Here is a 13,321-nt window from a genome sequence, read left to right as displayed (position 1 = left end):
TATCCATCCCCCTACTACTTTACTATTAAACCGTAACCGTAAATAAGTGAAACAATTATTCCAACTACCAATATACCTGGCAGTAAATTTGCCACTTTAATTTTAATAATACCAAGTAAGTTCAATCCAATAGCGGCTATCATAATACCACCTGTAGCTGTCATTTCCACTATAAATTGATTCATTAATTCTTTCGGGACCAAACTATTAATTTGTGTTGCAAAAACCGCAATCCCTCCTTCATATAAAATAACTGGAATCGCCGAAAATACTACGCCAATTCCTAAAGTTGTCGTTAATATAATAGAAATAAACCCATCGATAATCGCCTTTGTAAATAAAATATCATGATTTCCGCGAATCCCACTGTCGAGTGCACCAAGTATGCCCATCGCACCAATTGCAAAAATTAAAGTAGCTGTTACAAACCCTTCTGATATGCTCCCTTTCCCTTTCGATCCAACTTTATTTTCTAGCCAATCTCCTAACAGCTTTAACTTTTCCTCTAGTTGTAGCCATTCCCCGATGACAGTACCAATAACTAAACTTAAAATGACAACAAGAAAATTTTCACTTTTCAATGCCATTTGAAGTCCAAGCACAGTAACTGCTAAACCGATTGCATGCATAATTGTTCCCTTCATACTTTCTGGAATTCTACTAAATAATTTTCCTAGTAAAGTACCAAATATAATACAAATCCCATTTACAACTGCTCCTAATATAACCATCTCTCGTTCTTCACCCTTCGAATTCTTTATTTCTATATTTTGGTTTATACATTGATTTACAGGTTATCTATATGTTAACTTAATATTGAGAATATTGACAAATGTTTTCACTACATAAACTGCATTTGTAGTTATACTTAAAGTGAAACTTTAACTAGCGCGAGTTTTATTGCCCACAAATTGCGGTATAAACTCAAAAGGGAAGGTATTTATGAAAACTTTACTAAAACGATTTCTGTTAATAGCCTTTTGCATTACACCAATTGTTTTATTAGTTAACTACTCTTTTATTTCAAAAGCGAAAGACAAACCCGATTTGCAAAACAAATCTAGTAAAACAGCTTCAACAAGTGAAAAGAAAATAGAAGACAAGGCAATCACACTCACCTTCTCTGGTGATACAATGTTCGATTGGCAATTACGTCCTGTAATCGAAAAAAACGGGGCTGATTATCCATTCCAACATGTAAAAGAAGAAATAACAAAAGCTGATATTTCTTTCGTTAATTTAGAGTCAGCATTTACAACGAGAGAAAAGAAAGCTCCTGGACAACTGTTTTGGATTAAAAGTGATCCATCTACACTAAAAGCTATTAAAAACACGGGATATGACATCGTAAATATTGGGAATAACCATACACTTGATTATGGGCAAGATGGATTATTAGACACGATTTCTCACGTTGAAAAATTAAAGTTCCCTTACATTGGAGCCGGAAAGAATGCAAAGGATGCATATACTGCACGAGAAATGACTGTAAAAGGGAAGAAGTTCAAATTTCTTTCCTTCGTTCGATTTATGCCTGATACGAATTGGGTAGCTGGTGACAATAAACCTGGCGTTGCGAACGGATATGATTTAAATCTTGTAACAAAAACAATTAAAGAGCAAAAGAAAGATGCAGACTATTTAATCATATATATGCATTGGGGCGTTGAAAAGTCAAATCGTCCGGTAGAATACCAAAAACAATATGTACCTAAAATGGTTGAAGCAGGAGCTGACGCGATTGTCGGGAGTCACCCGCATTGGTTACAAGGATTTGAGTATTATAATAACGTTCCTATCGCTTATTCATTAGGTAACTTTTTATTCCCAAGTTATGTAAGCGGGAAAAGCGCCGAAACTGGCGTATTAACTTTAACTTTTAAAGGAAAGGATGTCCAAATGTCATTCAATCCTTACATCATTCGCAACAACCAAGTTTCCCCTGTAAATGAGGAAGAAAAGAAAAAAGCTCTACAATATTTACAAACGATTTCAACTGATGTAGAAATTGATGATACAGGGAACATAAAAAACAAACGAAACTAGACAGCGCAAGATTTATTTCTCTGTAACATACTTTATAGAATAGGTGATGAACATGCTGAAAGACTTATTAGAAAATGTAAGTTTGTTAGAGAATATTTATAAAATATCTATAGCCGTTCTACTTTTATGTTCATTTTTTTCTGTTAAACTTCTAAAAAAAATAAAACGTGAACGAAAACTTACTACCTTTGAATTTACTATGTATGTAATCATTCGCATTGCGATACTCTTTTGGTTAACTAGCTTTATCCTACTTGAATATGGAAAGTATATAGTGTAATTATAAAAAGATAGATACAAGCAGCATTTCCGCTGGTTGCATCTATCTTTTTTATTTGGATGCTAACTCTTTCCTTCTATTAAATAAGCAAATCAAACAAAATAGGATTTTTATTAAGCTCCATAAATTGAATATTATTTTCTTTAAAACGAGTAATTAATTGCTCATAATCTTCTTTATGTTTCAACTCTACTCCGACTAGTGCTGGGCCATTTTCTTTATTATGTTTCTTAATGTATTCAAAACGAGTAATATCATCTTCTGGCCCTAATCCCTTATCAAGAAACTCTCTTAGCGCACCTGAACGCTGCGGGAATTCAATGATAAAATAATGCTTTAACCCTTCGTAAATGAGCGAACGTTCTTTCATTTCTTGCATTCTATCAATATCATTATTTCCACCACTTAGCGTACATACAACTGTTTTACCTTTTATTTCATCTCTATATAAATCAAGCGCTGCAATAGATAGTGCACCAGCCGGTTCAGCTACAATTGCATTTTTCTTATACAGTTCTAAAATCGTCGTACAAACCTTTCCTTCTGGTACTAAAACAATATCATCAATTACATCTTTACAAGTTTCAAATGTTAACTTTCCTACCTTTTTGACAGCTGCCCCATCAACAAAACTATCTATTTTCTCTAACGCGACATTTTCGTTTTGAAGAAAAGCCTCCTTCATAGATGCAGCTCCCATTGGCTCTACGCCAATGACCTTTGTAGCAGGACTAACACCTTTTACATATGTACCAACACCTGATGCTAACCCACCGCCTCCAATTGCTGTAAAGATATAATCCACTGGTTTCTCCATATCATGCATAATTTCAACTGCCACTGTTCCTTGACCAGCAACTACATGCGGATCATCAAACGGATGAACAAACGTCATTCTATTTTCTTCACAATAGCGCTGTGCTTCTTGGAAAGAGCTATCAAATGTATCACCAACTAATACAATTTCTGCAAAATCACTACCGAAAAATTGTACTTGCGATACTTTTTGTTTAGGTGTCGTTGTTGGCATGAAGATTTTCGACGGAATCTTCAATAAATTACACGTATAAGCAACTCCTTGCGCATGATTACCAGCACTTGCACAAACAACACCGTTTTGTAATTGTTCTTTTGATAAACTTTGAATTAAATTGTACGCACCACGAATTTTGAAAGAGCGAATCAATTGTAAGTCTTCTCGTTTTACATAAACGTCACAATCATATTTCTCAGATAGAACTGTATCACGTTGTAACGGTGTTTTAATAACGATATCTTTCATGCAATTATGTGCCATTAAGATATCTTCAATTTTCACTCTCTCCTTTACCTTCTGCACCATTTCATATCATCCTTATCTCTTTTAAATTGGCTCAATCAAAATTCGGGATTTTTAGAACTGCACCTGTATTCGCCGATGTTACCATCTGTGCATAACGTCCAAGCCAACCAGTTTTCACTTTCGGTTCTGGTCGTTTCCATTCTTTTTTACGCTTATCTAATTCTTCATCACTAACTCTTACTTCTAGCAATCTTTCCTCAACATCAATACAAACGATATCCCCTTGCTTGAGAAGTGCAATCGTTCCGCCCGCAGCTGCTTCTGGCGAAATATGCCCTACCGAAATACCACGTGAAGCTCCAGAAAAACGACCATCCGTTAATAGCGCAACATCTGCACCTAATCCCATACCGGCAATCGCTGAAGTTGGTGCTAACATCTCCGGCATACCAGGGCCGCCTCTTGGTCCTTCATAGCGAATAACAACTACATCGCCTTTCTTCACTTTCCCAAGCATAATGCCCGCAAGCGCCTCATCTTGTGAATTAAAAATAACGCAAGGTCCTTCAAATCGTTTTACTTCGGTTGCCCCGCTTTTAATAACTGCTCCATCTTTCGCAAGATTTCCTTTTAATATACGTAATCCCCCTTCTTCACTATGAGGATTTTCGAGAGAATGAATAACTTCCTTATCTTTAATCTCTGCATGAGCAATATTTTCTCTTAATGTTTGCCCAGTAGCAGTAATACGGTCTAAATGAAGTACCCCTTCTTTTCGACTCATCTCTTTCAAAATTGCACTAATCCCGCCTGCTCGATCAATATCTTCCATATGCCAATTGGAAGCAGGGCTTACTTTACATAAATGTGGTACACGCCTTGAAACGGCATCAATACGGTTCATATCGTAATCTAATCCAGCCTCTTGCGCGAGCGCCAATGTGTGCAACACTGTATTTGTTGAACCGCCCATCGCCATATCAAGCGCGAACGCATCATCAATTGCTTCTTCCGTTACAATGTCTCTTGGCTTAATATCTTTTTCAATTAAAATCTTTAATTTCTCTGCTGCTTGTTTAATTAATTCTTCACGTCTTGGATCAATAGCTAAAATACTACCGTTACCAGGAAGAGCTAAACCTAATACTTCACATAAACAGTTCATAGAATTCGCTGTAAACATACCAGAACAAGAACCACAAGATGGACAGCCATGATCTTCAATATCCTTTAATTCTTCTTCTGAAATTTTCCCAGATTGATAAGCTCCTACTCCTTCGAAAACAGAACTTAAATCGACAACGTCTCCTTTTGAAGTTTTTCCAGCCGCCATCGGACCACCTGAAACAAAAACAGTTGGAATGTTAATACGAAGTGCAGCCATCATCATACCGGGTGTAATTTTGTCACAGTTTGGAATACAAATCATGCCATCAAACCAATGTGCATTTACAACCGTTTCTACTGAATCTGCAATAATTTCACGACTCGGAAGCGAATAACGCATGCCAATATGCCCCATCGCAATACCGTCATCTACTCCAATTGTATTAAATTCAAATGGAACCATACCTGCTGCACGCACTGCTTCTTTAACAAGTTTTCCAAACTCATTTAAGTGCTTATGACCTGGAATAATTTCAATAAAAGAATTACAGATAGCTATAAACGGTTTATCAAAATCTTCATCTTTCAAACCAGTTGCTTTTAATAAACTACGGTGCGGCGCTTTATCAAAACCTTTTTTAATCATGTCACTTCTCATCTTGTCAAATCCCCTCTTACGTATTTTGCACTTACAATCACTTACTCTATTTCTTTACTAATTCTTTCGGCGCATGAATCCAGCTCATCATTTCACGAAGTTCTGCCCCTACTTTTTCTAACTGATGATTTTGCTCTGCTTTTTTCATCGCATTATATGTTGGACGCCCAGCTTGGTTTTCTAAAATCCATTTCTTCGCGAATTCACCTTGCTGAATTTCTGTAAGTACTCGTTTCATCTCTTTCTTCGTTTCATCTGTAACGATTCTCGATCCTGTTACATAATCTCCGAACTCAGCCGTATCTGAAATAGAATGGCGCATGTTCGTCAAACCACCTTCATACATTAAATCAACAATTAACTTTAATTCATGTAAACATTCAAAGTATGCAATTTCAGGACGATATCCACCTTCTGTTAACGTTTCAAAACCAGCTTTCACAAGTGCAGTTACCCCGCCGCAAAGTACCGCTTGCTCTCCGAATAAATCCGTCTCTGTTTCTTCTTGGAATGTCGTTTCAATTACACCTGCACGTGTACAACCTACACCTTTTGCATACGCAAGTGCTACACTTAATGCGGTGCCTGTTGCATCTTGATGTACTGCGACTAACGCCGGAACACCATTCCCTTCTTGGAATACACGGCAAACGAGATGACCTGGACTTTTTGGTGCTACCATTGCTACATCTACGTAACTTGGCGGGTTAATTTGTCCGAAGTGAATATTAAATCCATGTGAGAAAAGTAACATTTGCCCTTCACGGAGATTCTCTTCTACTTCTGTTTTATACACATGTGCTTGCTGTTCATCTGGCAATAACATTTGTACGACTTGCGCGGTTCGAACCGCTTCTGAAACAGACATTACTTCAAACCCATCTGCTTTTGCTACTTCAAAAGACTTACCAGGTCGAACACCGACTACAACTTCCACACCAGAATCACGTAAATTTTGTGCCTGCGCATGACCTTGAGATCCATAACCAATTACCGCAACTGTTTTCCCTTGTAATAACTCTAAATTTGCATCTTTCTCATAATACGTTTTCATATTCCATACACTCCTTATAATTTATTTACTTGCAGTACATCAATTAATTTTTTCAACTGACCAACAAGTAATGTCGCTTCATTTTCAGTACAAACTGCTGTGAGTTTCATTTCAGAAACGCCACTAGTATCTCTTTCGTTTAAATGTAAAGAAGAAATATAATAACCATGCCGAGCAAAAATTCCACTTATACGTAATAAGACGCTTGGCTCGTTATGAATAACGAGTGAAAAAGTATGACTCATTCTTCCCACCTCTTCATAATCATTTCGTTATTCCCCTTGTTTGGCGGAACCATCGGAAATACGTTTTCACCTTCTTCTACACAAAAATCAACTACGACAGGACCTTCATGAGCAATTGCTTCTAACATCACTTGTTTCGCCTCGGTTGAATTCGTCGCTCTTAATCCCTTCACTCCATAAGCTTCTGCCACTTTCACAAAATCTGGCGAGCCGATTTTTGATTCTGATAAACGATTTTCATAAAACATTTCTTGCCATTGCCTTACCATCCCTAAAAATTTGTTATTTATAATAAATACTTTTACAGGAATATTATTTTCAGCAATTGTTTGTAGTTCTTGAATGTTCATTTGAAAAGAAGCATCGCCTGCAATACAAATGACGAGTTCTTCTTCTTTCGCAAGCTGAGCACCAATTGCCGCCGGGAAACCAAACCCCATCGTTCCTAGTCCGCCAGATGTGAGAAAAGTCCGTGGATTTTTCGCTTTATAAAAATGCGCAGCCCACATTTGATGCTGCCCTACTTCTGTCGTCACAATCGCTTCACCATTCGTTACTTCACTTACTAGACTAATCACATGCTGTGGTTTTAACTCCTTTTCTTTTTGGTTGTAGGATAGTGGGTATTCTTCTTTCCATCCCTCGATTTTCGTAAGCCATTCATCTGTCCGTGTATCAATCGGCATACGTAACAGAATGTGTAACGCTTTTTTCACATCTCCAACAATCGGATATTCCACAGTTACATTTTTATGAAACTCCGAAGGATCTATATCAATATGTACCTTTTTTGAATGCGGAGAAAAGAGTTCTAATTTTCCTGTTACACGATCATCGAAGCGAACACCTAAAGCAAGTAGTAAATCACATTCTGTTACTGCCATATTTGCAGCGTACGTTCCATGCATGCCGAGCATTCCTAAAAATAATGAATCTCCTGGCGGATATGCACCAAGTCCCATTAAGGTGGAAACGACAGGAATACGATTCTCCCTCGCAAATTTGATGAGTTCATCAGATCCACCCGAATGAATGACACCTCCTCCAATATAAAGAAGTGGGCGTGTAGCTTTTGAAATTTCTTTAGCCACCTCTCTAAGCTTTATACTGTCTGGCATAGGCTCTATTTTGTATCCTGGAATCTCAATTACTTCATTATAAAAACTTGTTACATTTTCATTTTGAACATCTTTTGGAATATCAATTAATACTGGTCCTGGTCGCCCGCTTTCGGCGATGTAAAAAGCTTCTTGTACAATGCGTGATAAATGATTCACATCACGAACTTGGTAATTATGCTTCGTTACAGGTACTGTAATCCCGACAACATCCGCTTCTTGAAATCCGTCTTTTCCGATGAGAGGTGTTGCAACTTGCCCTGTAATGACAACTAAAGGAATCGAATCCATATAAGCATCCGCTAAGCCTGTAACTAAATTTGTCGCCCCTGGGCCAGAGGTAGCAAAGACTACCCCGACCTTTCCAGAAGCTCTCGCATATCCTTCTGCCGCATAAATGGCAGCTTGTTCATGACGAGTTAAAACGTGCTTCAAACCACTTCCGTATAACGCATCATACACTGGCAAAATCGCTCCGCCTGGATAACCGAAAACGGTGGTTACACCTAAATTCTTCAAGCATTGAATAACGTGTCCAGCTCCTGTTACTTCTTCACAATGCAATTTCTCACGTGTTGTATACTGTTGCTCCATTTCAATTAACTCCTCTCCCTACCTACAGTAAGCTTTCCGCTAATCCTGGAACACGTACTCCTCTTTCTCTCGTTAACTTTTTAAATTCCTCTGTCAATTGTTTCGTTACACTTCCTGGTTTCCCATCTCCAATTTCTCTTGAATCAACTTTTACAACTGGAATTAATTCTGCTGCCGTTCCCGTTAAAAATACTTCATCTGCTACATATACGTCATGGCGAGTAAACGGTCTTTCCTCACACCGAATATTAAGTCGTTCACATAACTCAATCACACTATTTCTCGTAATACCTTCTAGCGCCCCTAAATAAGAAGGAGGTGTTAACACCTTTCCATCTTTCACCACGAAAACATTATCTCCAGATCCTTCACAAACATATCCTTGTTGATTTAACATAAGTGCTTCTAGCACTCCAGCTTGTGCCGCTTCAATTTTTACAAGTACGTTATTTAAGTAGTTCATTGACTTAATACGTGGGTCTAATGCATCTGGCGTATTACGTCTTGATGCAACAGATACAACGCTTAATCCATTATCGTAAAATTCCTGTGGGAATAACTTTAATTGTTCTGCAATGATAATAACGCTCGGTTTCACACAACTTCTCGGATCGAGCCCTAAGTCACCTTTTCCTCTTGAAACAATTAACCGAATGTAAGCATCAGTATACTCATTTTTTTGCAATGTTTGTAAAACTGCTTCTTCCATTTCTTCAACCGTCAGCGGGATTGTAAGTAAAATAGATTTTGCCGATTCATATAATCGTTTTACATGTTCTTTTAAACAAAATACATTTCCATCGTAACTACGAATCCCTTCAAATACACCGTCTCCATATAAAAAACCGTGATCATATACTGAAACAACTGCCTTTTCTTTTTCTACAAATTCCCCATTCATATAAATGTACTGGTTTCCCATCTCACATCGCTCCTCTTTTTTCTCTCTATTTTTGCAATCTATTTCTATATCGATTGCTGAGATGAGTGTTTTTTAACAGAATATTCAGTATATAAATCTTAAAAATATACTCGTCTCAACAATCGATTACATACATACTTGTAGCAATCAATTGCTGAGACGAGGAAATCGTGGTACCACTCAGCTTCCTTACACTTCTCACGAAATATAAGCTCTGCAAGTCCAATTAGACTTTTGTTTTTCTATCGGAAACAACTCCGCTACTTTTTACTAGTTTTCAAAAGTAGTACTCCGAGGTGATTTTCAATGATGAAATTGTTACTACCCTCACAGCTTTTGGGCAGCTCTCTGAAACAATTTTTATCATTTACTCTCCTCTTCTACGCATTCTCTTATTCTATTTTTCAAAATAAAAACTCTCGCCTCAGCAATCAACTACTACAATTTAGTAGCTTTGATTGCTGAGGCGAGAGTTCCGCGGTACCACTCAGCTTCCTTATACTTCTCGCGAAATATAAGCTTTGTAGGTCCAATTAGACCCCCGTCCTTTTACCGGAGACGATGCCGTCGCCCTCTACTCAGTTTCCCTTTCGCAAGCGATGCTCCGAGGTGATCTTCAATGATTCGATTGTTACTACTCTCACAGCCTAGGAGCAGCTCTCTGAAACGATCATAACCATCTACTTTCCTCTTCTTTGCATATGCAACATATGAAGTTAGAAAATTCTTAATTAACTTTTATTTGTTAAACGTATTATAGGACGTTGTTCTTTTCATTGTCAACATGTTTTTCAAAAAAAAAAAAAAAAAAAAAAAAAAAAAAAAAAAAAAAAAAAAATTCAATCAATTTAAAGGAAGTCTATTTTTTCTCAAAACAAAATCGGAATGAACTTCTTATACATACTCATATATTACTTAAGTATGTTCGCATTACTACATAAAGAAAAACAACTTAATAACATATAAAATTTTTTGAGGAGATGAGAAAACTATGTTAAAAGGAAAAGTGGCATTAGTTACAGGAGCAAGCCGAGGAATTGGACGTGCTATTGCAAAACGTTTAGCAAACGACGGTGCATTAGTTGCTATTCATTACGGAAATCGAAAAGAAGGTGCTGAAGAAACCGTTTATGAAATTCAATCAAATGGCGGATCTGCTTTTTCTATCTGTGCAAACCTTGAATCTTTACATGGTGTAGAAACTCTTTATAGTTCTTTAGATAGCGAATTACAAAAAAGAACTGGTAGTACTAAATTTGATATTTTAATAAACAACGCTGGAATTGGTCCTGGTGCTTTTATTGAAGAAACGACTGAACAATTTTTTGATAGAATGGTTTCAGTTAATGCAAAAGCACCATTCTTTATCATCCAACAAGCTCTATCTCGTTTACGTGACAATAGCCGAATTATTAATATTTCATCCGCTGCCACTCGTATTTCTTTACCTGATTTCGTTGCCTATAGTATGACGAAAGGCGCTATTAATACAATGACTTTCACACTAGCAAAACAGCTCGGAGCACGAGGAATAACAGTGAATGCAATACTTCCTGGATTTATTAAAACAGATATGAATGCGGAACTCTTGAGCGACCCAATGATGAAACAGTACGCTACTACCATTTCCGCTTTTAATCGCTTAGGTGAAGTAGAAGATATTGCCGATACCGCGGCATTTCTCGCTTCTCCAGACAGCCGCTGGGTTACTGGACAATTAATTGATGTGAGCGGAGGATCTTGTTTGTAATTTCTTAATCTACTTACGCAAAAAAAGCCAGCATTTTTGCTGGCCTTTTTCACTGTGTAAAACGATATCCTACTCCCCAAATTGTTTCGATGTATGATTTATCGAATGGATCGAGTTCAATTTTTTGACGAATATTTTTCACATGTACAGCAACCGTTGCTGCATCACCAATTACATCCATCCCCCATACAGTTTCAAAGAGACGATCTTTACTAAATACTTGATTTGGATGTTCTGCCATACAAGTTAATAAATCAAATTCTTTTCCTGTTAACATGACCTCAGTTCCATTTACAAATACACGTCGGGCCGATTTATCAATAAACAATCCTCGAATACGAATTTCATCTTTTATTAGTTCTCGTTTTCCTGTTAAACGATCATAACGAGCTAGATGAGCATTTACACGTGCCACCATTTCACTCGGGCTAAACGGTTTTATAATATAATCATCTGCTCCAAAACCTAACCCTTTAATTTTATCGATTTCCTCTTGTTTTGCGGACACCATAAGTATTGGTATGTCCTTTTCCAATCGAACTTGTTTACAAATTTCATATCCATCTATTCCCGGTAACATTATGTCTAAAATTAACAAGTCATAATCCTCTAGAAGAACTCTTTGTAAACCTTTTTCGCCAGAGTAATCAATATCTACTGTATACCCAGCAACCTCTAAATAATCCTTTTCTAACTCTGCTATAATAGCTTCATCTTCAATAATTAAAATTCTTTTCAAGATGCTCTCCTTTTTCTAATTGATTTTTTGTAATGTAAATGCCAGCGTCGTTCCTTTACCTTTTTTGCTTTCTACCCAAATATCACCACCATGTTGTGTGATAATCTGATGTGCAATTGACAAACCAAGTCCGCTTCCACCTGTTTTAGAATTTCTAGAATGATCTGCACGATAAAACCTTTCAAATATATGAGGCAACGCCTTCTCTTCTATTCCTACCCCATTATCTTTTATGTAAATCGTTACATAATCAATAGATTCGGTCATGCGAATTCCTATATATCCTTCTTCTTTATCCATATACTTCACACTATTCCAAATGATATTTGTAATAACACGACGTAATTTTTCACGATCACCTTTTACCAAAATAGAAGTATCCTTTTGAGCATCCCATCTCACTGTAATTCCCTTATCTTGCAATTCAAGCTGTAGTTCTTCTATGCAATCAGATAAGTATTGGTTAATTTCAACCTCTTCAAATTGAAATGGTTCCTCTTTCAAATCAAGTTTTGAAAAGAGAAAAAGCTCGTCAATTAATTGATCCATATCAAACACTTTATGATAAATAATCGTTAAATATTTATCTAATTGTTCTGGAGTTCGAGCGATACCTTCTTTAATTCCTTGTACATACCCTTTAATAGCCGTTATTGGCGTCCGTAAATCATGAGAAATATTTGAAAGCAACTCTTTACGATTCTTTTCATATTGCATTTGCAACTCGACCGATTCTTTCAATCTGCCACGCATCTCTTCAAACGATAAACTTAATTCACCTATTTCATCTTTCGCAAGTGGCTTTACTTGAAAATCTAAATCACCCTTTTGAATTCTTTCCGTTGCCTGCTTTAATGAATGCAATGGTTTAATAATACTCCGTGATATAAAATATGTTAATATTCCATTCGTAATAATTAACCCAAGTATTAAAGAGAATACGAAATACGGGAAAAATTCTCTAATCATTTCTTCTAAAGGATTTACATACTCAAATACAAAAATACTGATCTTATCCTTCTCTTCATCGTAGTAATCAAATTGCTTATAGTAAAAAGAATTACCCTCTATTTTCACATCCATTCCCTTTCTTTGTCCTTCCGTTTCAAATGCGGGTAGGTATTTATCAAACGAAGAGATTTTAAAATATGGGGATGAATATGTAAGCTCATCATTTTTTCGAATTAGTAATCCTGCTTGATTATCGTTTAATTCTTTATCAGTTTCCTTTAAAAAATGTATATCCTCCAATTTATCTGGAGCATAAGATGAAAGAATTTTCAACCTACTAAAAATATCATCTTCATCTTCTTTTGTACGAATAGCTCCCTCCTGCTCTTTATCAATGAGAGAATGACTATTTTGATTAAGACCAATGATTGCTTTTGCAATACGAATATCACCAAATAAAGTAACACTAATTAACATAACTGCTATACCGCAAAAAACGATTGGAATAATTACCATCGCAACATACGACAACAGCAATCTAATACGGATTGACATTACAGAACTCCTATAAACAT

12 protein-coding genes and 2 other annotated features are annotated in these 13,321 nt (G+C 36.6%); of the genes, 3 read left to right on the top strand and 9 right to left on the bottom strand.

Annotated features, from left to right (window positions below; all coding sequences use genetic code 11):
• Positions 1 to 14: 14 nt before the first annotated feature.
• Positions 15 to 731: a DUF554 domain-containing protein gene (locus tag AC1Q8N_RS18360; protein WP_046955070.1), complete on the bottom strand. Its 717-nt coding sequence runs from the start codon at positions 729 to 731 to the stop codon at positions 15 to 17.
• A 211-nt stretch (positions 732 to 942) separates the two neighbouring features.
• Here AC1Q8N_RS18360 and AC1Q8N_RS18355 point away from each other — a divergent pair, with 211 nt between their 5' ends.
• Positions 943 to 2,046, top strand: coding sequence for a CapA family protein (locus tag AC1Q8N_RS18355; RefSeq protein WP_098080412.1), 1,104 nt, complete (start codon positions 943 to 945; stop codon positions 2,044 to 2,046).
• Positions 2,047 to 2,098: 52 nt separating this feature from the next.
• Positions 2,099 to 2,326: a hypothetical protein gene (locus tag AC1Q8N_RS18350; RefSeq protein ID WP_046959079.1), complete on the top strand. Its 228-nt coding sequence runs from the start codon at positions 2,099 to 2,101 to the stop codon at positions 2,324 to 2,326.
• A 79-nt stretch (positions 2,327 to 2,405) separates the two neighbouring features.
• On the opposite strand, the gene ilvA is transcribed toward AC1Q8N_RS18350, so the two are convergent.
• Genes ilvA through ilvE form a run of 6 tightly spaced genes read right to left on the bottom strand, consistent with a single transcriptional unit; the run spans position 2,406 to position 9,306 of the window.
• Complete coding sequence (gene ilvA, locus AC1Q8N_RS18345) at positions 2,406 to 3,668, bottom strand: threonine ammonia-lyase IlvA (RefSeq protein ID WP_046959078.1); 1,263 nt, start codon at positions 3,666 to 3,668, stop codon at positions 2,406 to 2,408.
• Between the two features lie 31 nt (positions 3,669 to 3,699).
• Positions 3,700 to 5,373 carry a dihydroxy-acid dehydratase gene (gene ilvD, locus AC1Q8N_RS18340; RefSeq protein WP_098080414.1) on the bottom strand — a complete coding sequence of 558 codons (1,674 nt, stop codon included), beginning with the start codon at positions 5,371 to 5,373 and terminating at the stop codon, positions 3,700 to 3,702.
• Positions 5,374 to 5,419: 46 nt separating this feature from the next.
• Entirely contained in the window at positions 5,420 to 6,427 is a 1,008-nt protein-coding gene (locus AC1Q8N_RS18335; protein WP_493521309.1) for a ketol-acid reductoisomerase, read from the bottom strand.
• Positions 6,428 to 6,441: 14 nt separating this feature from the next.
• On the bottom strand, positions 6,442 to 6,672 hold the full coding sequence (locus tag AC1Q8N_RS18330; protein WP_048543283.1) for an ACT domain-containing protein: 231 nt from the start codon (positions 6,670 to 6,672) through the stop codon (positions 6,442 to 6,444).
• Entirely contained in the window at positions 6,669 to 8,384 is a 1,716-nt protein-coding gene (ilvB, locus tag AC1Q8N_RS18325; protein WP_493521308.1) for an acetolactate synthase large subunit, read from the bottom strand. The genes AC1Q8N_RS18330 and ilvB overlap by 4 nt, the downstream gene beginning before the upstream one ends.
• A 22-nt stretch (positions 8,385 to 8,406) precedes the next feature.
• Positions 8,407 to 9,306, bottom strand: a complete 900-nt coding sequence (ilvE, locus tag AC1Q8N_RS18320) for a branched-chain-amino-acid transaminase (protein WP_493521307.1) — start codon at positions 9,304 to 9,306, stop codon at positions 8,407 to 8,409.
• Between the two features lie 152 nt (positions 9,307 to 9,458).
• Positions 9,459 to 9,698: a binding site (T-box leader), on the bottom strand.
• Between the two features lie 67 nt (positions 9,699 to 9,765).
• Positions 9,766 to 10,011 (bottom strand) — a binding site (T-box leader).
• Positions 10,012 to 10,297: 286 nt separating this feature from the next.
• Between ilvE and AC1Q8N_RS18315 the strand changes: the two genes are divergently transcribed.
• Entirely contained in the window at positions 10,298 to 11,056 is a 759-nt protein-coding gene (locus AC1Q8N_RS18315; protein WP_048543286.1) for an SDR family oxidoreductase, read from the top strand.
• A gap of 49 nt (positions 11,057 to 11,105) precedes the next feature.
• Here AC1Q8N_RS18315 and AC1Q8N_RS18310 read toward each other — a convergent pair whose 3' ends face one another.
• Complete coding sequence (locus AC1Q8N_RS18310) at positions 11,106 to 11,795, bottom strand: response regulator transcription factor (protein ID WP_000821645.1); 690 nt, start codon at positions 11,793 to 11,795, stop codon at positions 11,106 to 11,108.
• Between the two features lie 15 nt (positions 11,796 to 11,810).
• Entirely contained in the window at positions 11,811 to 13,301 is a 1,491-nt protein-coding gene (locus tag AC1Q8N_RS18305; protein WP_048543287.1) for a sensor histidine kinase, read from the bottom strand.
• Positions 13,302 to 13,321: the final 20 nt, after the last annotated feature.

Source organism: Bacillus sp. GW823-FHT06B01, assembly GCF_058952315.1.
This window is presented reverse-complemented; position numbering and strand designations above follow the sequence as displayed.

Coding starts and splice junctions, on each gene's coding strand:
- AC1Q8N_RS18360 (WP_046955070.1), bottom strand. CDS start 731: ATGGTTATATTAGGAGCAGTTGTAAATGGGATTTGTATTATATTTGGT.
- AC1Q8N_RS18355 (WP_098080412.1), top strand. CDS start 943: ATGAAAACTTTACTAAAACGATTTCTGTTAATAGCCTTTTGCATTACA.
- AC1Q8N_RS18350 (WP_046959079.1), top strand. CDS start 2,099: ATGCTGAAAGACTTATTAGAAAATGTAAGTTTGTTAGAGAATATTTAT.
- ilvA (WP_046959078.1), bottom strand. CDS start 3,668: ATGGTGCAGAAGGTAAAGGAGAGAGTGAAAATTGAAGATATCTTAATG.
- ilvD (WP_098080414.1), bottom strand. CDS start 5,373: ATGAGAAGTGACATGATTAAAAAAGGTTTTGATAAAGCGCCGCACCGT.
- AC1Q8N_RS18335 (WP_493521309.1), bottom strand. CDS start 6,427: ATGAAAACGTATTATGAGAAAGATGCAAATTTAGAGTTATTACAAGGG.
- AC1Q8N_RS18330 (WP_048543283.1), bottom strand. CDS start 6,672: ATGAGTCATACTTTTTCACTCGTTATTCATAACGAGCCAAGCGTCTTA.
- ilvB (WP_493521308.1), bottom strand. CDS start 8,384: ATGGAGCAACAGTATACAACACGTGAGAAATTGCATTGTGAAGAAGTA.
- ilvE (WP_493521307.1), bottom strand. CDS start 9,306: ATGGGAAACCAGTACATTTATATGAATGGGGAATTTGTAGAAAAAGAA.
- AC1Q8N_RS18315 (WP_048543286.1), top strand. CDS start 10,298: ATGTTAAAAGGAAAAGTGGCATTAGTTACAGGAGCAAGCCGAGGAATT.
- AC1Q8N_RS18305 (WP_048543287.1), bottom strand. CDS start 13,301: ATGTCAATCCGTATTAGATTGCTGTTGTCGTATGTTGCGATGGTAATT.